This window comes from Flavobacterium sp. HNIBRBA15423 (assembly GCF_052655965.1).
In genome coordinates this window covers 2,803,819-2,824,725 of record NZ_CP199751.1, presented here as the reverse complement: position 1 = coordinate 2,824,725, position 20,907 = coordinate 2,803,819, and the positions used below count along the sequence as shown (strand labels likewise).

Annotated in this window: 11 protein-coding genes; 1 reads left to right on the top strand and 10 read right to left on the bottom strand. The window is 32.1% G+C overall.

From position 1 onward, the window contains the following. Nucleotides 1-52: 52 nt before the first annotated feature. The 8 genes from ilvC to ACULEV_RS12730 all read right to left on the bottom strand — a co-directional run bounded on the left by ilvC (nucleotide 53) and on the right by ACULEV_RS12730 (nucleotide 10,211). Nucleotides 53-1,531, bottom strand: a complete 1,479-nt coding sequence (gene ilvC, locus ACULEV_RS12765) for a ketol-acid reductoisomerase (RefSeq protein WP_445455435.1) — start codon at nucleotides 1,529-1,531, stop codon at nucleotides 53-55. Nucleotides 1,532-1,756: 225 nt separating this feature from the next. Beyond that, nucleotides 1,757-2,344, bottom strand: a complete 588-nt coding sequence (ilvN, locus tag ACULEV_RS12760) for an acetolactate synthase small subunit (RefSeq protein ID WP_445455434.1) — start codon at nucleotides 2,342-2,344, stop codon at nucleotides 1,757-1,759. A gap of 4 nt (nucleotides 2,345-2,348) precedes the next feature. Then, complete coding sequence (ilvB, locus tag ACULEV_RS12755) at nucleotides 2,349-4,097, bottom strand: biosynthetic-type acetolactate synthase large subunit (RefSeq protein ID WP_445455433.1); 1,749 nt, start codon at nucleotides 4,095-4,097, stop codon at nucleotides 2,349-2,351. 10 nt (nucleotides 4,098-4,107) lie between these two features. Continuing rightward, nucleotides 4,108-5,787 (bottom strand): dihydroxy-acid dehydratase, encoded by a 1,680-nt coding sequence (ilvD, locus tag ACULEV_RS12750; protein ID WP_445455432.1) that lies wholly within the window; start codon nucleotides 5,785-5,787, stop codon nucleotides 4,108-4,110. A gap of 4 nt (nucleotides 5,788-5,791) precedes the next feature. Then, nucleotides 5,792-6,694 carry a branched-chain amino acid transaminase gene (locus tag ACULEV_RS12745; RefSeq protein ID WP_445455431.1) on the bottom strand — a complete coding sequence of 301 codons (903 nt, stop codon included), beginning with the start codon at nucleotides 6,692-6,694 and terminating at the stop codon, nucleotides 5,792-5,794. Between the two features lie 573 nt (nucleotides 6,695-7,267). Continuing rightward, entirely contained in the window at nucleotides 7,268-7,798 is a 531-nt protein-coding gene (locus ACULEV_RS12740; RefSeq protein WP_445455430.1) for a DUF4136 domain-containing protein, read from the bottom strand. Between the two features lie 73 nt (nucleotides 7,799-7,871). Further along, entirely contained in the window at nucleotides 7,872-9,848 is a 1,977-nt protein-coding gene (locus tag ACULEV_RS12735) for a urocanate hydratase (RefSeq protein ID WP_445455429.1), read from the bottom strand. Nucleotides 9,849-10,034: 186 nt separating this feature from the next. Further along, nucleotides 10,035-10,211 carry a DUF5522 domain-containing protein gene (locus ACULEV_RS12730; RefSeq protein ID WP_445455428.1) on the bottom strand — a complete coding sequence of 59 codons (177 nt, stop codon included), beginning with the start codon at nucleotides 10,209-10,211 and terminating at the stop codon, nucleotides 10,035-10,037. A gap of 28 nt (nucleotides 10,212-10,239) precedes the next feature. Here ACULEV_RS12730 and ACULEV_RS12725 point away from each other — a divergent pair, with 28 nt between their 5' ends. Next, entirely contained in the window at nucleotides 10,240-10,566 is a 327-nt protein-coding gene (locus tag ACULEV_RS12725) for a hypothetical protein (RefSeq protein WP_445455427.1), read from the top strand. Here ACULEV_RS12725 and ACULEV_RS12720 read toward each other — a convergent pair. Both ACULEV_RS12720 and ACULEV_RS12715 read right to left on the bottom strand, forming a co-directional pair. Continuing rightward, entirely contained in the window at nucleotides 10,563-13,745 is a 3,183-nt protein-coding gene (locus tag ACULEV_RS12720; protein ID WP_445455426.1) for a hypothetical protein, read from the bottom strand. The two genes, ACULEV_RS12725 and ACULEV_RS12720, sit on opposite strands and share 4 nt — an antisense overlap. A gap of 909 nt (nucleotides 13,746-14,654) precedes the next feature. Continuing rightward, complete coding sequence (locus tag ACULEV_RS12715) at nucleotides 14,655-20,531, bottom strand: GEVED domain-containing protein (protein ID WP_445455425.1); 5,877 nt, start codon at nucleotides 20,529-20,531, stop codon at nucleotides 14,655-14,657. Nucleotides 20,532-20,907 lie beyond the last annotated feature (376 nt).

Below are 20,907 nucleotides of genomic sequence, written 5' to 3'. Positions count from 1 at the left end.
TTAAAATCTGTTTTAATTATAATCTTTAAAACAAGTATGGATGTTTTATAATTTATTCTACAATTTTTTTCATTGCTGTCATTGCTGCACGCAATTGGGCACCACATATTTCTATAGAATGATTTCTAATACTTGCATTTACTTTTACTAACTCGAAATTGTCTACATTTTTATTAGCTGTTTCATTGAAGTTTTTACCAATTAAATTTGTATCGATTTTCTTCATGAAATTAGCTAAAAGAGGTTTACAAGCATGATCAAATAAATAGCAACCATATTCTGCTGTATCTGAAATTACTCGGTTCATTTCGAACAATTTTTTGCGAGCAATAGTATTCGCGATAAGCGGAGCTTCATGTAAAGACTCATAATAAGCTGATTCTTCTTTGATACCAGAAATAGTCATAGTTTCATAAGCCAATTCTACACCTGCTTTTACAAAGGCTACCATTAAAGTTGCATTATCGAAATAGTCTTGTTCACTAATTTTTATATCAGTAGCAGGAGTTTTTTCAAAATTAGTTTGCCCTGTTGCTTCTCTCCATGTCAAAAGGTTTTTATCACCAGCAGCCCAGTCTTCCATCATTGTTTTAGAAAAATGACCTGATAATATATCGTCCATGTGTTTTTCAAATAAAGGCTTCATTGTATTCTTTAATTCTTCGGCTAATTTGAAAGCTTCAATTTTTGCAGGATTTGATAAACGATCCATCATATTAGTGATACCACCAATTTTTAAAGCTTCCGTAATTACTTCCCAGCCATATTGTACTAGTTTTGAAGCATAACCAGCATCGATTCCACTTTCGACCATTTTGTCGAAACTTAAAATAGAACCTGTTTGTAATAAGCCACATAAAATAGTTTGTTCACCCATTAAATCTGATTTTACTTCTGCCACGAATGATGATAATAGAACACCAGCTCTATCACCACCAGTTCCTACACAATAAGCTTTTGCGATTTCTAAACCATCACCATTAGGGTCATTATCAGAATGTACAGCAATTAATGTTGGTACACCAAAACCTCTTAAATATTCTGCTCTTACTTCAGAAGCAGGAGATTTTGGAGCAATCATTACTACTGTAATATCTTCACGAATCTTTATGCCTTCTTCTACAATATTGAAACCATGTGAATATGACAGGCAAGCACCTTTTTTCATTAAAGGCACAATTTTTTTGACTACATCAGTATGTTGTTTGTCTGGTGCTAGGTTTGAAACTAAATCTGCTGTTGGGATAATTTCTTCAAATGTTCCTACTTCAAAACCATTTTCAGTTGCATTTACAAAAGAGGCTCTTTTTCCCTCAATAGCTTCTTTACGAAGTGCATAAGCCACCTGTAATCCACTATCTCTCATGTTTTGACCTTGAGCCAAACCTTGAGCACCACAACCAATAATTACTATTTTTTTTCCTTTTAGTTTTTCTACACCATTTGCAAATGCAGTACTATCCATAAAATCGCACTTTCCTAATTCTTGTACTTTTAAACGATGTGGTAATGTGTTGAAATAATTTGACATTGTATATTTATTTTTTTAATTTTTATTGTTTTTAGGAGCAAATCCATCTACTCGCTACAATCTTTTTTAAAAAGAATCCATTTTTGTAATTTATAAAAAGAGCTTTCGTTGGTCGCTTTTTTCTAAAAACAAAAACTAGCATTTTTTTAAAAAAGGATTTTCACTACTATCTGGGCTAATTCTTTAATTTATTATCTATTTTCTTTATTCTATTTTCTTTTCAAACTACATCTGAAAGATTTTACTCTTGCTATTCAAATATTCATTATTAATTGGTGATTTCCTTGGATCGTTTTTTTGCATATCCAGCACTTTTTTATGAACTCCTTCACTTGATTTTATGATTGCTATGCGTGAACTTCTGACAAATTCAATTAGCCCATATTTATCTAATTCTTTTAATAAATTATTAATTTCATCATCTTGACCTGTAGCTTCAAAAACGGTATAATCGTTGCGAATAACAACTACATTAGCACCAAACTGTCTTAAAAGACGTTCCACTTTCACATCTTTCATGATTACACTTGTTGGTACTTTGTATAAGGCTATTTGTTGCCAAATGATTTCCTCATTTGTATTATTATATACTTTGAAAACATCTACAATTTTCTCTATTTGACGCACTAGATTGCGAACTACCTCTTCAGTTTCTTTAACTACAATGGTGAAGCGATAAATTTTTTCGATTTCACTTGGAGACGAGTTAAAACTTTCTAAGTTTATTTTTCGTCTGGAAAAAATAATAGCAATTTTGTTTAGAAGACCAACTTGATTTTCGCTATAAACGGTTAATGTGTGTTCTTGTTTCATAATCTTATATCTCTTCTTTACTTAATACGATTTCTGCTACTCCTTTACCTTGAGGAACCATTGGGAAAACATTGTCTTCATGTAAGACTGCTACTTCTAACAAATAAGATTCAGGATGATCTAACATTTCTTTTAGACTGGTTTTTAATTCTTCTCTTCTTGAGATTTGCTTCCCTGCTATGTTATAAGCACTTGCTAGTGTGACGAAATTTGGACTTTGAATATCGGTAAAAGAATAGCGTTTTTCATGAAATAATTCTTGCCATTGTCTAACCATTCCTAAGAAACTGTTATTGAGGATTAGCATTTTTACATTTGGCTTAAATTGCATAATGGTTCCAAGTTCCTGTATGTTCATTTGGGCACCACCATCACCCATGATGGCAATAACTTGTCTTTCAGGAGCTCCAAATTTTGCTCCAATAGCTGCTGGTATTGCAAATCCCATTGTACCTAAGCCACCACTAGTAATGTTGCTTCTCGACTGTGTTTGCTTTGCATATCTACAAGCCACCATTTGATGTTGGCCTACATCAGTAACAATAACAGCTTCACCATTAGTTAATTCATTTAAAACATTTAAAACTTCTCCCATAGTTAATTCACCCTCGGTTGGATTTAGTTCTTTTTCAATAAGTTGCTTGGTTTCTTTTTCTTTTTTGATATTAAATTCTTCGAACCATTCAGGATGTGTTTTTTCTTGAACCAATGCTGATAAAAGAGGTAGAGTTTCTTTACAATTTCCCCAAACAGCTACAGTTGTTTGTACATTTTTATCAATTTCTGCAGGATCAATATCGAGATGAATTACTTTAGCTTGTTTTGCATATTTGTCTAGACGACCAGTAACACGATCATCGAAACGCATTCCAATAGCAATTAGAACATCACATTCATTTGTTAGATAATTTGGACCATAATTACCATGCATACCCAGCATTCCTACAGCAAGAGGATGATTTGTTGGAATAGCACTCATTCCCATAATAGTCCAAGCCGTTGGAATTCCAGTTTTTTCGATAAAAGTTAAGAATTCCTTTTCTGCATTTCCTAATATAACACCTTGACCAAAAATTATGAATGGTTTTTTTGCTTCGTTTATTAATTGAGCTGCTTGTTCTATATATTCATTTCTTACGATAGGTTCTGCTCTATAACTCCTTATATGTACGCATTGTCTATAACCTTTATATTCAAAGAGTTGTAATTGTGCGTTTTTGGTTATATCAATTAGAACTGGTCCAGGTCTTCCTGAACTTGCAATGTAAAAGGCTTTGGCTAATACTTCAGAGATTTCATTGGCATCTGTTACTTGGTAATTCCATTTTGTAATAGGAGTAGTGATGTTGATTACATCTGTTTCTTGAAAAGCATCAGTTCCTAATAAATGAGCAAATACTTGACCTGTGATGCATACTAAAGGAGTTGAGTCAATTTGAGCATCAGCCAAACCCGTAACTAAATTAGTTGCGCCTGGTCCACTGGTAGCAAATACAACACCCGTTTTTCCACTTACACGAGCATAACCTTGTGCAGCATGAATAGCACCTTGTTCATGACGAACTAAAATGTGTTTTAAGCTATCATTAAAATCATAAAGTGCATCGTAAATAGGCATAATAGCGCCACCAGGGTAACCAAATACTGTTGTTACGTCTTCGGATAATAGAGCGTCTATAACAGCTAGACTTCCTGATACATTATGAGTTTTTCCAATGTTGTTTTCCAATGTTTTTTGTTCTAGTGTTTCCATAGTATTGGTATTATAATTCGTCAGTAACACAACCTTCTGAAGCGTCTGTTACCAATTTTAAATATTTGTATAAAACTCCTTTTGTAACCTTTGGTTTTGGTTGGACAAAAGCTTTTTTTCTGTTTTCTAATTCGGTATCGGAAATAGCTAAATGAATAGAATTGTTTATAGCATCTAACTCGATTAAATCACCATCTTTTACCAATGCAATTGTACCACCATCATAAGCTTCAGGTGAAATATGACCCACAACAAAACCATGTGTTCCACCACTGAATCTTCCATCTGTAATAAGTGCTACACTTTTTCCTAAACCAGCACCAATAATAGCTGAGGTTGGTTTTAGCATTTCTGGCATTCCTGGACCACCTTTTGGTCCTACATAACGAATGACAATAACATCTCCAGCTTGTATTTTTTTATCTTCAATTCCTTTAATTAATTCTTTTTCACCATCAAATACTTTGGCTGGACCGGAAAATTTTTCACCTTCTTTTCCTGTAATTTTGGCAACAGAACCTTTTGTAGCGAGATTCCCATATAAAATTTGAAGATGACCTGTTTTTTTTATTGGTTTTTCAACAGGTCGAATGATATTCTGATTTTCAAAATCGATATCTACAATATTGCTTAAATTTTCGGCTAAAGTTTTTCCTGTTACTGTTAAGCAATCACCGTGTAGCATATCTTTGGAAAGTAGATATTTTAAGACCATTGGTACACCTCCATTTTCGTGAAGGTTTTGCATTAAATAATTTCCCCCTGGTTTAAAATCAGCAATAAGAGGTGTTTTATTACTTATTCTTTGAAAATCGTCTTGAGTAATTTTTACACCTACACTTTTCGCCATTGCTATAATGTGTAAAACAGCATTCGTACTTCCTCCAAGTGCAATTAGAGTGGTAATTGCGTTTTCAAAGGCTTTAAACGTCATGATGTCTTTTGGACAAATATTTTTTTCTAATAGTAATTTGATATACGATGCTGCTTGCTTACATTCTTCCATTTTTTCATGGGAAACTGCAGGGTTTGAACTAGAGTAGGGAAGACTCATTCCTAGTGCTTCAATTGCAATTGCCATTGTGTTTGCTGTATACATTCCACCACAAGCACCAGCACCTGGACAGGAATTTTTGATAATTCCTTTGAACTCTTCTTCGGATATTTTTCCTGCAATTTTTTCACCTAGTGCTTCAAAAGCAGAAACTATATTTAAATCTTTTCCTTGATATTTTCCAGGAGCAATTGTTCCACCGTACACCATAATAGAAGGTCGATTTAATCTTCCCATGGCTATAATAGAACCTGGCATGTTTTTGTCACAACCTGGAATTGCAATTACAGCGTCATAATAATGTCCATCAACAACACTTTCTATACTATCAGCAATTATTTCTCTACTCACTAAAGAATAGCGCATACCATCGGTTCCATTGGTAATTCCATCACTTATTCCAATAGTATTAAAAATAAGACCCACCATTTCAGTTTGATTTACTTCTTGTTTGATTAAAGAAGCTAAATGGTTTAAGTGCATGTTACATGTATTTCCATCATAACCCATTGAAGCGATACCTATAAAAGGTTGGGCTAGTTGTTTGTCATCTAAACCGATGCCATAAAGCATGGCTTGAGCTGCAGGCTGTGTAGGATCTTGTGTAACTGTTTTACTATGTTTATTTAATTGCATTTTTTTAATTTTGAAGTGAGAATTGTTGTTCTAACACTAGGTTTTTATAAGCGGTTTGTAATTTTTTTCCTAGACTTTTTTCCCAGTCAAGTGAGAATTCTTTTTTGTCGATTGATTTTATTCCAATAACTTCTGCAGCCGTTCCGCAATAAAAAGCTGAATCTGCCTCATTAAGTTGTTCCAATTTATATTGACCTTCATTTAATTTAATTCCTAGTTGGCAACAAAGTTCAATTATTGTAGCTCTAGTGATACCAGGTAAAATGTTACCTAACTGAGGAGTGAACAGCATTTTATCTTTTTCAAAAAACAAATTAGCACCAGGACCTTCAGCTATGAATCCTTCTGTGTCTAGTAAAAGAGCTTCATCAAAGCCTTTATTTTTTGCTTCATTAGTTGCTAGTATAGAGTTAATATAATGTCCACAAACTTTTGCTTCTATTTTGATTGTTTTTGGATGAGGTCTGCAATAAGAAGAAACGCTAAGATCTAATAAATTATCACCTAAATAGGTTCCCCATTTCCAAGCGCATATCATTATATTTACACTAGTGGGTTTTGTTAGACTCATATTTGGATTACAAAATACAATAGGTCTTAAATAGGCATCACTAAGATTGTTTTTCTCTAATAATTCGTAAGATTTTTCGATTAACTCATCAATGTTGTATGAGAAGGGAATATTTATAAGCTCACATGATTTTTTTAATCTTTCATAATGCTCAGTTGCTTTAAATATTTTTGTTCCAAATGTTGTTTTATAAGCTCTAATTCCTTCAAACGCGCCATAACCATAGTGTAATGTTTGTCCGTAAAGATCAGTTGTAGTTGTAGCGGCTTTTTTAAATTTGCCATTAAAGAATAGCAATGTTTTTTCGTTGTAATATGGATTTGTATTTGTATTCATTTTTTATTGTAATAAATTGTAAATGTACTAGTGTGACTTTTGGTTGTTAATCTGATATAAATAAGTTATACAATATTTAAAGAAGCTTTAATGTTGTTAAGTTGTTGATTTTCATTTATTTGTATTTTTTATTTTATGATGTTAGAATTTTATTTATACTTAATATCTGTTTTTATTGCATAAAAAAAGCCTTTCTGTTTTGAGAAAGGCTTTACTATATGAGCATAATTACCTGACTCGTTCTGATGGACGAATGATAATAATGACAATAATTAATAGTAATAGTATGTTGTTCATTTTTAAATTAAAATTTTTTAAATAAAAAAAGCCTCCAAAAAGGAGGCTTCTAATATGTTTATACATAAAGTCTCCTATCCCAAAAAAGGAATAATAATAATAGAGACAATAATAATAATAACTGTTTTATACATGTGTTTTATTAACTTTTACAAATGTAAAAAAATATTTATTAAAAAGGTTATTTTTTTGAATTTGTATGTTATTTTTATTAAATGATAAATTTTTAATTTTAAAAATCCTTTTTAGATATATTTAAACATATTTAAATCGAATTTATTTTATGGTTGGAGGATATTGTTCTAAAATTTTTGAAACAAATTCCATAATTCTTTCATCTTTTTTGTGGGTATCCTTTGTTAAATTACCACTTCCTTCTCCTTGCCAAATCATTTCTTTAGACTTTGCGTCTAAAATATCAATAAATAATGTTCCTTCTTGAGTTACATAAGCTCTATTATAATTCATTCCCCAATAAGGATTCCAGCCCCATCCAAAGCCCCAACCGAAACCAGCGTTGTTGTAGACATCTACTCGCTCACGTTCTTTAGTAAATATACCTATTAGCATATCTGGATTTTCACTTTTACTAAACCCTTTTGAACTCATTACTTCGTCTATGGAGCGAAGAATTCGTTTTTTATCTAAGTCAGAAATTTCTGCTTTATCTATGCTGCTTTTTAAATAGGCATAAGTTTTATAATTGCTAAAGTTTGCCTTTTTATCATAATCGGCATTCACTCTAACAGAACTACAAGATACTAAGATAAGTAGTATTACTAATGGAATTAATTTTAGTGCTTTCATAACAATATAATTTAAAGTTTCTAGTTACAGGTTTAAAGTTGTTTTATGTAAACACGAAGCTTTAAACATGGAACTATAATAATTTTTCATCTACTATATTAGGGATGGTAACTTTCAATAAAGGTTGCGTCTCCATTGCTCTTTTAATTGCAAAAATAGCACCTTCATTTCTAGCCCAACTTCTTCTTGAAATTCCGTTGTTTACATCCCAAAAAAGCATTGATTCTAAACGTCTCGATGCTTCCTTACTACCATCAAGAACCATGCCGAAACCTCCATTGATTACCTCGCCCCAACCAACACCTCCACCATTGTGAATGGAAATCCAAGTAGCTCCTCTAAAGCTGTCTCCAATTACGTTTTGTATTGCCATATCAGCCGTAAAACGAGAGCCATCATATATGTTTGAAGTTTCTCTATAAGGAGAATCAGTTCCAGAAACATCGTGATGATCTCGACCAAGAATAACATAACCAATTTCTCCTTTAGCTATTGCTTTATTAAAAGCTTCAGCTATTTTAATTCTTCCTTCTGCATCTGCATATAAAATTCGAGCCTGTGAACCTACAACTAGTTTATTTTCTTGTGCTCCTTTTATCCATTGAATATTATCAGCCATTTGCTGTTTAATTTCTTGTGGAGAATTTTGCATCATTTCTTCTAAAACATCGCAAGCAATTTGATCGGTTTTTGTTAAATCTTCTGGTTTTCCTGAGGCACAAACCCAACGGAATGGCCCAAAACCATAATCGAAGCACATAGGTCCCATGATATCTTGAACATAACTTGGATATTTAAAGTCGATTCCATTTGGAGCCATTATATCTGCTCCAGCACGAGATGCTTCTAACAAGAAAGCATTTCCATAGTCGAAGAAATAGGTTCCTTTTGCTGTATGTTTATTTATTGCATCTGCATGACGACGTAGTGTTTTTTGAACTTCTTCTTTAAACTTGGATGGATTATTAGCCATCATTTCATTTGATTCTTCAAATGTGAATCCAATAGGGTAGTAACCACCTGCCCATGGATTATGTAGTGAAGTTTGGTCAGAACCTAAATCTATATGTAAATTTTCTTTATCAAAACATTCCCAAACCTCAACAATGTTTCCTAAATAGGCGATTGAAACTATTTCTTTATTTTCTAGAGCTTTTTTAACTCTAGGTACTAATTCATCAATATTGTCTATTATTTCGTTAATCCAACCTTGTGAATGACGAATATGTGTTATTTTTGGGTTGACTTCAGCACAAACTGTAACACAGCCTGCTATATTTCCTGCTTTTGGTTGGGCTCCTGACATTCCACCTAGACCTGAGGTTACAAATAAACCTCCTAGAGGTGTTTTTTTTATTTTTCTAAAACCATTTAGAACGGTGATTGTTGTACCATGAACAATTCCTTGTGGACCAATGTACATATAGCTTCCAGCTGTCATTTGTCCGTATTGAGAAACTCCCAGTGCATTCATTTTTTCCCAGTCATCTGGTTTGGAGTAATTAGGAATTACCATACCATTTGTAACAACAACTCTAGGAGCGTCTTTATGGCTTGGATACAAACCCATTGGATGACCTGAATACATGGTTAAAGTTTGTTCGTCCGTCATTTCAGACAAATATTGCATGGTTAAAAGATATTGTGCCCAGTTTTGAAAAACAGCTCCGTTTCCACCATAAGTAATTAATTCGTGTGGATGTTGGGCTACTGCATAATCCAAGTTGTTTTGAATCATTAGCATAATAGCTTTTGCTTGCTCGCTTTTTCCTGGATATTCTGAAATAGGACGTGCTTTCATTTCGTAATCAGGACGAAAACGATACATGTAAATACGTCCGTATTTTTCTAGTTCTTCTTTGAATTCTGGAAGTAAGGTTGCGTGATGTTTTGGTTCGAAATAGCGTAAAGCGTTTTGTAGTGCTAATTTTTTTTCAGTATCTGAAAGAATTTCTTTTCGCTTAGGTGCGTGATTGATTTGTGTTTCGTATGGTTTTATATTTGGTAGTTCGTTAGGTATACCTTGTTGTATTTGTTCTTTAAAAGTCATTTTAATTTTGTTTTTTGTTTATTTTCGTTTTTGCGTGAGGGATAGAAGCAAACTACCTTGTAGTGCGAATAGCCCGACCGGAATGAAATGGAGGGCACGCCCTTATAAAACTAAGGATAACGAATATCTGACCTGTGATAGGTTTTGTAAATTTTTATTTTATATCGCAACAATTGAATGTCCATTTTATTTTTTTATTGTTCCTGTTTTTTTATCGAAACCATAAGGACAATGACGACATCCACTCTTACAGCAATATCCTCTCTTTAAATGATAGGTTTCTGTAAAACACTTATAACCTTCAGGAGTATAATAAAAATCTTCTCCTTCTTTTAAATTATTTGGATTTAACGTATTGTTCATAAGCACAAATTTAGCAACTTTGTAGCATATGATAATAATAGTTGTGAAATATTTAATTCCGAAAGGGTATAAGGGAATTACTTTTTTTCCGTTTATATTTCTTTTAAATAAGGAAGATGGAAAAAAAGTGGTGCTTGTAAATCATGAAAAAATTCATATAAGACAGCAATTAGAATTATTAGTTGTTCTTTTTTTTGTATTGTATGTGATAGAATTTTTGTTTCGCTTTTTTAAATATGGAGATTGGAATAAAGCCTATAGAAATATTTCATTTGAAAAGGAAGCTTACTCTAATGAAAAAGACCTTAACTATTTAAAGAAAAGGTCTTTTTGGTCTTGGGTTAATTATTTTTAGAAAATTACTTTTTTATTAATAATTATTCCAGTGGTTAATTTTATTTGAACTATTAATGTAGTATTGTTTTTTTGTAAATTTTGAACTGTTAATTCTGGTGAATTTACATTTTCTATTGAGGCTAGATTTCTACCTAGTATATCATATATTTTAATTGATTCAATATCTGTTCTAGTAGATTTTACAATTAAATTATCACTTGTTAAGACAATTATTTCATTTTCTGTTGTAATAAAATCTGAATTGTCTAACGTACTGTTTGTATACCTTAACACAAAACGATTGTCTATATTTCCTGAATCATTAGAGGTAAAACTGTATGGTGTAGTTCTTAAATCGTGAATGATACCAGTTTGTAAATCTTCAATATAAATATTTTGGTTAGGATTCACAAATAATCCATCCACAGTTCCAATACCAATTGAATAATTACCTATTTGAGGTAAATATATTCCAAGTGGAACTAAATCAGTTTCATTGAATGGAAGAGTACGACCTTGAATATTTAATCTTTGATTTTGATTTAAGGTATAAATATCAAAATTATTTTTATTAGGTGCAGGTGCATCATAAAGTCTATCAATAGTATCTGTTGCATTAGTTATATAACCAACAAGAGTTCTTGCTGAATTGTTATTTTGATCTATAAGGTCTAACCAAATTCTATTTTTTTCAATTTGAGAAGAATTAGAACTTCTATAAAATTCACTATTATCATGAGCATTACTTCTCAAACTATTGTTAAATATTAAGTTTTCTGTTGTTGATGCACTCGTGTGGTTCATTAAGACAAAAAATCCTTGACCCGCAGCTATATAACCTCCAAATACATCTGGTCCAGATGAACTTCCCGAAATATTATAAGTAATATAATCACTTAGGTCGTAATTTGAGGTGTAATTTTGATAGAATGCAGTTGGAAATAAAGTACTTGGAAGTGTTCCATGTGTCCACACTTTTATAAAGCCATTTATATTAGTATTTAATGTTAAGAAGTCTATTGCGTCTATTGCTGAAGGGTATGGATTACCGACTAAGTTCCAATTGTCATCTTCTCTATTTATAGGTGTTGCTGTAGGTCCTGTATAGCTTGCCCCATCATAAGTGCCTCTTTGAATTGGAATATTGATATCTCCATTATTTGGTGTTCCAGTGAAAGTAGCAGTAAAAACTTGTGGTGATGAGGTGTAATTGTTAGGTGCACGTACAATATATCCTTTTCCTTCAATCATGTTTTCGTTTGTACTTACCCAGTTTCCAAAATTACTTGCATATGTTGTAGGTAGAGTTGGTTCCCATTTGTATTTATTACTTCCTAAGATATTTGATAACGAAAAATTTGCAACAGGAGACGACCAATATACATAATCATATTGTTTTATACTTGCATCTCTATCCATAGTCATTATTCCACTATTTGCGACATTATTTATCTGAATTAAACTAGCATTATTTTGTAAAAATAAATTACCACCAGCGTTAATGTCTACCCAATCGGTAATGGTTGTTGTGTTATTGCTGGTTATTGTCATATTTGCATTATTGTAAATGGATAAATTTAATCCAAAAGCATTGCCATTAACAATAGGGTCATTTGTTGCATCAGGAATTACTAGACAATCTGCTGTAGTAGGTACTCCAGCTGGTGTCCAATTGTTAGCATCATTCCAATCTGTACTAATAGAACCATTCCAAACTTTGCTTTGGTTTACAGTAACTGTAGTTTCATCAAGCTCTGTTAATGTAGCTCCTCCACATAACTGATAGGTAACTTCTGCTGTATATGTAGTTGTAGTTGTTGGGCAAACACTAATTTGATCTAAGGTGCTTACTACAGGACCTGATGTACCTGAACCTTCATGCCATACTATAGATGTAATTGAAGTTCCATCTGGGACAAATCTCCATGCTTCATTTACAGCTGTCCAATTAGCATCCAATCCATTTCTGTTTGGTGCAACTGTAGCAATAGTCCCAGTTGGATCTTGTATTCCAACAACTGCATTTCCATTATTCCATGTTCCTGCTCCAAAATTATCTATATTCTTTTCTTGTATATATACTTCTATAACATTAGTATTCTCATATAAAACAATCATTCCTGTATATAATATTGAGTTTTCTTCATACATGGGAACATCTTTCCAGGAAGCTACTAATGCACGACAACCTGTGTTAAGTGTAATTAATTCCCATCCTACTTCTCCTCCATAGGTAGGATCAATGTCATGAAATACACCAAAAATTGCATTTTCAATTAAAGAAGGATCTCCAGCGATAGGGAGATTAGCATTAAAGTTCCAACCACAAGTTCCTCCTGGAGAATTGCTAGTTAAGTCAAAGGTGATAACACCATTAGAGCCAATTAAACATTGGTTATAGGTATTACCATAAAAACAGAAGTCAAAAGGTAAATTTATTGTTGGAGACCAAATATCATCGGTATCAACGCTAACAGGATTTGTTAAGCAATCAAATTGATATGGAGGATTATAAGGAATTGATTCAACTAAATAAGATGTAGTTTCTCCTAAATCTAAATAATGAGCTTCTAAGTCTACACAAGTAGAGGAAGCAGCACAGCTTACAGGATCTGGATCAGCTCCATCTAAATTAAGTCCACCAGAAACGACTGAAGGGCATCCTAATTCAGAGATTCCTGTACCATCACCTGGAGAGCATGATGAGTCAACTGAGAAAGCACAAATACCAAATGTTCCATATGAATTACTATATCCCCATACTCTTACATATATTGTATTACCTGGAGTTAAATCTGTTCTATTTATATAGGACATATTTCCATTTGGGCTACCATCATCGTCACATCCAAGAAGTGTTAATGAGCCACATGTTCCTGTGTACCAAGCCATTCCGGAGTCTATCATTGTGCCTTCTTGCATGTCTACAGCTACTCTTCCGTTTGCAGGAACTACAAATGAAAACCAAACATCACCACTTATATAATTGGCACAGCCTGGATTCGGTGGTGTTGATGGTGTAGTAGATGCAGTAGCAGATACATTAGTATAATTTGTATAGGAACAACTAGTATTAATTGTTAAAGATATAGCTGCAGAACAATTATCATTTGATGGAGCTTGAGCAAATCCTTTTTGGATGCAAAGTGTGCAAAAAATCAATAAAATTGTGGTTAATGTTAAGTAATTTTTTTTCATAAGGCATTGATTAATAGCATTAAACAATTGTAAATTTAGTTTTTTTATATCAAATAGGAAAATATTTTTAACAATTTTTGCTTTTATTGTTAAAAAACTGTTAAAAAATCGATTTTTCTTGTTAAAAAAATAGTTTTTCATAGCTAAGAGATTTGTAGTTTGTCATTGTTAAAAGATTTTTAGTTGTTTTTTCTTAATTTTTTACCATAAATAATTATATTTTCACGTTAAATTATAATAAAAATATCATTTATGTTAATTTTTTTTATATTATTTTTTTTCTTGTTAAAAAAATAAATTGTAATCTTCTTGTATTGTTGAAATACAGCTAATTAGCTGAGTTATGCTGAAATTTTAAAAATGCAAAAAAATCAAAAATCATAATTTTTATAGTATCAACGCTATAAAAGTATAAAGCATTAATCGTTAAATCATAAAATTTCGATAGTTGAAATTGATATATCGATAAAAGACATTAATATGTCGATGAATGAAAATGAGCACTTATTTAAGATGAATGAGTTTTTTAAACCTGTGATATGTATATCAATTTGGCATCAGAATTCGATATTAATAGGTTAAGTTGAACTAATATAAAATGCCAAGAAGAAATTATTTGATAGTTTTTTGAGAATAAGTGGTGATTAATTATTTTAATCGAATTAGAAATATAAATATTTCTCAATTGTAGTTTTCTATTTAATAGAATTATTACTTTCTATGTTAAAGTGAATTTTCATTATAGAAAAGAGAACCTAGGATTGAATTAGAATTAGTATCATTTCATTTGCTTAAACTTTTTTATATAAGTTTTTCTTAATTTGTAATGAAGTGTTTATTGTATGAAGTAATACAAAAAAAACCAGTCTAAAATGACTGGTTTTTTGGAATAAAGCATATTTTATTTTTTTAAAAAACAACCTTTTTATTTATAATAAATCCGTTTTCAAGTTTTATTTTAATAATTATGGGAGCATTGTTCTTTTGAACATTCTTAATTTCTTTTTCAAGTGAATTAATTTGCTTGATAGTTATAATATTTCTTCCTAAGATATCATAAATTTCAATTGAATCAATATTAGTAGTAAGTGATTTAATAGTTAAGGTATCGCTAGTTATAACTAAAATATCATTTTCATTTGTATCAAAATTAGAATTCCCTAATGAGTTATCTGTATTATTAAATCTAAGAATAAATCTATTATCAATATTGCCTATATTGGAAGTAAAACTATATGGAGTAATTTTAAGGTCATGAATTGTTCCTGTTTGTAAATCTTCTAAGTAAATATTTTGATTTGCATTAGTAAACAAACCATCAACAGCTCCTATTTCAATAGTATGATTGCCACTTTGAGTAATATAAACTCCTATTGGAACAATATCAGATTCTACAAAAGGAAGCGCTCTACCTTGTATGTTTAATTTTTCATTTGATGTGGAAATAGAATAAATATCGAAATAATTTTTATTAACTGCTGGTGCGTCATAAAGTCTATCAATATCATTAGTTGCATTTGAAATATAACCCACTAATGTTCTTACGGAAGGACCGTTTTCTTTTGTAAGGTCTAACCAAATTCTATTTGATTCTATTTCGTTCTCACTTCTGTAAAATTGACTATTACTATATGTTGCATCTCTCATACTGTTAGTGAATGTTACATTTTCAGTTGTAGCTACAGTTGCATGTTTCATTTGTACAAAAAATCCTTGACCTGAACCAATGAATCCTCCGAAAACACCAGGTCCTGAAGAAGAACCACTTGCATTGTAAGTAATATAATCGTTTATAGAATAATTGCTTTGGAAATTTTGATAAAAAGGATTCGTTGTTGAAGAGCTTATAGCAGTTCCATGTGTCCATATTTTTACAAAACCTTCAAGATTGGTGTTAGCAGTAAGAAAATCAATTGCATTAATGGCTGAAGGATATGGATTGCCTATTAAGTTTAGATTATCATCATCTTTAGTTATAGGAGTTGTAGTTGGTCCTGTATAATTGGAACCATCATAAGTATCTCTAGATACAGGAATAGTAATATCTCCGTTGTTAAAAATACCTGTAAAATTAGCTGAAATTGTGCTGGCAACTCCTTGTCTTGCTATGTATCCTTTACCTACTATCATATTTCCACTTGCACTTATCCAATTACCAAAGTTACTAGGATATGTAGGAGCTCTATTTATTGTTGGTTGCCAAACATATCTTGGTGTTCCAGGAATACTGGCTGAAGAGAAATTACCTACTGGTGATGAATAATATATGTAGTCATAAGTATTAGTGGTTGAAGTAGTTCTATTCATTGTCATTGTACCTGTACCAGAATTTGCTACATTATCAATTTGAATTAAACTTGTGTTGTTTGCTAGGTTGAAACTTCCATCATTAATGATGAATTCTTTAATTGTTAAAGCATTATTGTTTTGAACATTTAAAGTCGCTCCAGATTTTATCACTAAATTTTTACCAATTCCATCTGGACTAGTATTTAATAATGAGTTTGTACCTGTATTAGATATAATAACACATGTATTTATATCTGGAATACCAACAGGTGACCAGTTGTTAGCGTCATTCCAATCTGAAGAGGAAGTTCCTTTCCAAATCCTAGTTTTATTGGTAACGTTTATTGTAGAACTTGTAGAACATCCATTAGTCAAAGTTGCATTTGCAGTAAATGAATAAGTTGGTGTTTCTAATTGTGCTACTGTAGGTTTAATATATACGGTTGAGATAGGAGTTCCTGATGTATAAGGTATGGTACAAGCCGCATCTAAATAGGCATCTACAGGTAATGCACTTGTCCATGTAAATGCAGGAGTTAAAGTTCTATCTCCGTATAATTCAATATCATCTATAGCTACACCATCACACCATCCTGCTTTATATCTAAATCTTATTTGGAAAGAAGGAATTCCAATATAAGGGCTTAAGTCAAAAGTCTGTGTAGCAAATTGAGTTCCAATTCCAACATCAGATAAGAATAAACCTGATGGTATAGCAGTCCATGCTCCTGAGCCATTTTTGTATTCTAATGTAACGAATTCTGTTGTTGCGCTATTGTCATCATAATAGCTAGAAAAATACATTTTGAATGACAAAGTTAAATTTAAGAAACCAGTTGTGTTAACAACTGAAGATTCTAAGGCAGTTTCAACTTTACCAAATGAACCTCCTCCAGTAGATAAATCTGAAGTTGACATTACAAACTGATTAGGGCTAAATCCAGAAGAAATTGCAGGATACCAAACTGGGTAAGCTGGATAAGCAGGTATATAAGTACTGCTTCTTACTTGCCAGTTCGTTATTGATGCATTTGGAGTTGCTATGCTATTATTGGTAAACACACCTAAACCACTTTCGAAATTTTCATTTATAAGTGAAACTTGTTCTGTTGTTGAGTTTGCAGATAGATCTATTATGCTGTCTTCTCCACATATTTCAGGACTTGATGTTGTAAATGTTATAGTAGATACAGGGTTTACATACGCAAAGACTTCAGTTCTAAATAACGATTCACAAGAACCATTGTAGGCTGTTACATAGTATGCTGTTTTTGTTGAAATTGATGGAGTTGTCCATGAAGTTGTTGAAGAAGTTCCTACTAGAACACCTCCAGTTTTAGCAGAATACCATCTATATTCAGTTGTGCCAGCAGTTCCGATTGCTCCTAATGTTAGTGTACCTGTTCCACATCTTGTTGCTGAAGTAATGGTCTGAATTTTTGCAGTACAATTTGCTATTACAGTAAAGATGTAATCTTCTGTTTCTCCATTACTTGCAATATTTCCACAAGAATTAAAACTATTACTTCCTGCGTTTATTCTGATTCTGATTCTATAATCACCAGGTGTAGCTGTTGCTGGAACAACAAATCCAAAAGTAGTATTTAAAAATGCAGTTGTTGCCTGATAAACAATCTCCGTTGTGTTGTCAAATAAATTATCTTTATTCCAGTCTACCCAAGCTTTCATATAAACAGAAGCGTTTCTGTTAGTGTCTACAAAAATATTTACTCCTTCACCTTGAGCTTGTGATGCTTTTGGAGTTAAAGAAGAAAAATCTTGGAATCCTGCTGGATTTGATGAATAGGTAGAAGTATTACTGGAATTTGTAATATTACCTACAAAATCAACTTGAGTAATATAATTTTCTGATTGTAATCCTGCAGTAACTGATGGTGTACAATAATTTTGTGTATTAGTAGTGGTAAATCCTGTTAAAGGAGTTGATGTATTATATAATGGACCACCAGTGCAAAAAGAATTATATGAAAAAACAAAAATATAATATGTAGTTGTGTTTGTTAATCCTGAGATTGTAAAAGTAGTGCTACTATCATTTGAAACAACAATATTTCCTGCTCCTATAAGGCCACCTACAGAATAGGTAGATCCATTTGAAGGTGAAGGTACAGTTCCTGTAGTATTGTAAACAACTAAATAATTATTTGAAGCTGGTGAAGCAGGAGTAAATGAACCTGATATAAAAGTACCAGTAGGACTTAATGATAAAGATGTAGGTTGAGCTGTAGGAGTAGAACATGGTGATGCAGGAATGATGTTTAATGTGTAATCTTCCACTTCTCCATCAAAACCTGTTGCACAAGAATTACCTGTTACAGAATTATACTTAGATTGGATTCTCATCCTAGTTTGACCAGTAATAGCTCCAACTGGAATTGTAATTGACAAAGGGCATAATGAACTAAGACCATTTGTTACATTTACAGCTGTGCCTAAATTATAAGATTCACCTGCATCTGTAAATAAACCGTTTCCATTCCAGTCAATCCATACAGTTTGATAATTAGTATAATTTCCTGCTGTATTAATATAAACATTAAGATTGTATGATATTCCTTTTAATACAGTAGTAGTAATACCAGTAAAATTAGAATAACTTGAATTTACAGTTGTTCCTATATTGTTTATTGTATTAAATTGAACTCCTGTAATACCATCAGGTATTGTGTCACCAGAGGAAGTGCAATAACAAGGCTCATTGGCTGTTGTGAAATTCCATACTGTAGGAGTTCCTGCGGTTATTCCACAAGAATTTCTTGGAACAACTTTCCAATAATATGTTGTTGAGGCACTTAACACTCCTGTGTTGTATGAGTTTGTAGCTACATTAGCAGTTAAAATTATAGGTAAACTTCCAGCTCCAAAATAAACATCATATGATGTTGCACCTGCAACTGCTGACCAATTGATTGAATTAACTGCTCCAGTTCCTAAATAACAAATTCCTGAAGTTGAATCTGTCGGATTAGGAGATGTAGCTATCGCTGGTGAATTATTTACAATTACAGTTAAACTTCCTTCTCCTGAACTCCAACAACCAGTAGTGTTATTTCTTGATCTTATATAATAAGTTCCTGTAGTGTTAACATTGTAAGTTGCACCATTATTTGTAGTATCAGTTCCACTTAAAACTGTTTGCCAATACCATGTTTCTCCTGCTGGTGGTGTACCTGATCTTGTTAAAGTAACTCCAGTAGGATTACATTGAGGGGAATTACTAGTTGGATTAGAAGGATTTGCTGGTACTGAATTTACCGTTAAAACAGCAGCATTTGATGTTATAGGACAGCCAGAAGCTGAGGTTATAATTACATCAAAATTTCCAGCAATTGGTACAGAAGGACTTGTTATATTTAAAGTTGAAGTGTTTACATTACTATATGGAGGTGTATTTGTTAAATTAACACCATTTCTTCTCCATTGATAATTAATACCATTAGTTGCTATTACACTAAATGAACCAGACCCAGATGCACATATTGTTGTAGCAATTGGTTGTGAAGTTATAATAGGAGTAGTGTCTATTGTTAAAGCAGCAGAATTTGATGAGATAGAACAAACCCCGTTTCCTACAATTACATCAAAATTTCCAGCAATTGCCAAAGCAGGATTAGTTAATGATAAAGTAGCAGTGTTTACACCGCTATATGGAGCTGTGTTTGTTAAATTAACACCATTTCTTCTCCATTGGTAAGTTGTTGCACCAGTAGCAACTACATTTAGTGAGCCATTACCTGGTTTACATATTAGAGTAGATATAGGTTGTGTTGTTATCGTTGGGGTAGTTAATACAGAAAATATTCCAATAGAAGTAGCAGTTCCGCCTGATGTTGTTACACTAACAAGTCCTGTTGTTCCAGTTCCTACGGTAGCTGTTATTGAAGTAGCTGAATTAACAGTAAAAGAGGTAACATTTGTTCCTCCTATTGTTACAGCAGTAGCTCCAGTAAAATTTGTTCCTGTTATGTCAAAAGTTGATCCTACACAACCACTAGTTGGAGTAAAGCTAGTAATTGTTGGTGGAAGTACAGGTGAATAGATGCATATAGTTCCATTCATATTGGCATTGTCCCCATATCTTTGGATTCTTATCCGATATCTCACTCCTGGGGTAGTAGCATAAGTAATTGTTTCATCTCCAGATCCTGTATTGTCTGAGCAGGCTAGTGAAGTCATTCCTGTGGAACATCCACCTGTAAATAAATGCAATACAGCATCTCGATTACTATTGTAGGTTATAGTGGTTGAAGTTGAAGTAGCATCAAACCATCCCCAAGCATCATCTCTATCTTCTGCACCACATCCTGAGGCACCATCCCAATAATCAGTATTGTTGTTTGAATTAAATGTGACAGGATTACATGTAGTGCCTACAGTTAGTTCTCCTGCTGCACCATTACCACAATCATTTAATTGTCCAAAAGAATGAAATGAAAATAAAAGAAATATAAAAAGAACAAGTGTATTGTTTTTCATTAGGTTATGCCTTTTGTGAGAAAAAAAAGCACATAACACATTAGATGAGTAAAATAATTTCATAAGCAGGTGGTTAAATCAGTAATTTTTTCTTTATCAGCATGATACAGAGTAAATAGCGATGCAAAAGTAATTTTTTTTTAACACAATTGATAGAAAAAATGTTAAATTTGTTAAATAGAGGATTTTTTAACTTTTGTTGATGCTTTTTGTCGATTGTTTATGTTTTATTGGGTAGTTTTTATAAGTATTGACTTATAATTTTATATCTTTAACTAGTATTTTAAAGATTATATTGATATTTAACCTGTTAAGTGTTAAAACATATTCTTTTTTTAATTATTTTTGCTTGGTGTAATATTCACAATTGTGTAAT

Bases quoted from the DNA above. Each gene is read 5' to 3' on its own strand.
- ilvC (WP_445455435.1), bottom strand. From the start codon at position 1,531: ATGTCAAATTATTTCAACACATTACCACATCGTTTAAAAGTACAAGAA.
- ACULEV_RS12725 (WP_445455427.1), top strand. From the start codon at position 10,240: ATGATAATAATAGTTGTGAAATATTTAATTCCGAAAGGGTATAAGGGA.
- ACULEV_RS12740 (WP_445455430.1), bottom strand. From the start codon at position 7,798: ATGAAAGCACTAAAATTAATTCCATTAGTAATACTACTTATCTTAGTA.
- ACULEV_RS12715 (WP_445455425.1), bottom strand. From the start codon at position 20,531: ATGAAAAACAATACACTTGTTCTTTTTATATTTCTTTTATTTTCATTT.
- ilvN (WP_445455434.1), bottom strand. From the start codon at position 2,344: ATGAAACAAGAACACACATTAACCGTTTATAGCGAAAATCAAGTTGGT.
- ACULEV_RS12745 (WP_445455431.1), bottom strand. From the start codon at position 6,694: ATGAATACAAATACAAATCCATATTACAACGAAAAAACATTGCTATTC.
- ACULEV_RS12720 (WP_445455426.1), bottom strand. From the start codon at position 13,745: ATGAAAAAAAATTACTTAACATTAACCACAATTTTATTGATTTTTTGC.
- ilvD (WP_445455432.1), bottom strand. From the start codon at position 5,787: ATGCAATTAAATAAACATAGTAAAACAGTTACACAAGATCCTACACAG.
- ACULEV_RS12735 (WP_445455429.1), bottom strand. From the start codon at position 9,848: ATGACTTTTAAAGAACAAATACAACAAGGTATACCTAACGAACTACCA.
- ilvB (WP_445455433.1), bottom strand. From the start codon at position 4,097: ATGGAAACACTAGAACAAAAAACATTGGAAAACAACATTGGAAAAACT.
- ACULEV_RS12730 (WP_445455428.1), bottom strand. From the start codon at position 10,211: ATGAACAATACGTTAAATCCAAATAATTTAAAAGAAGGAGAAGATTTT.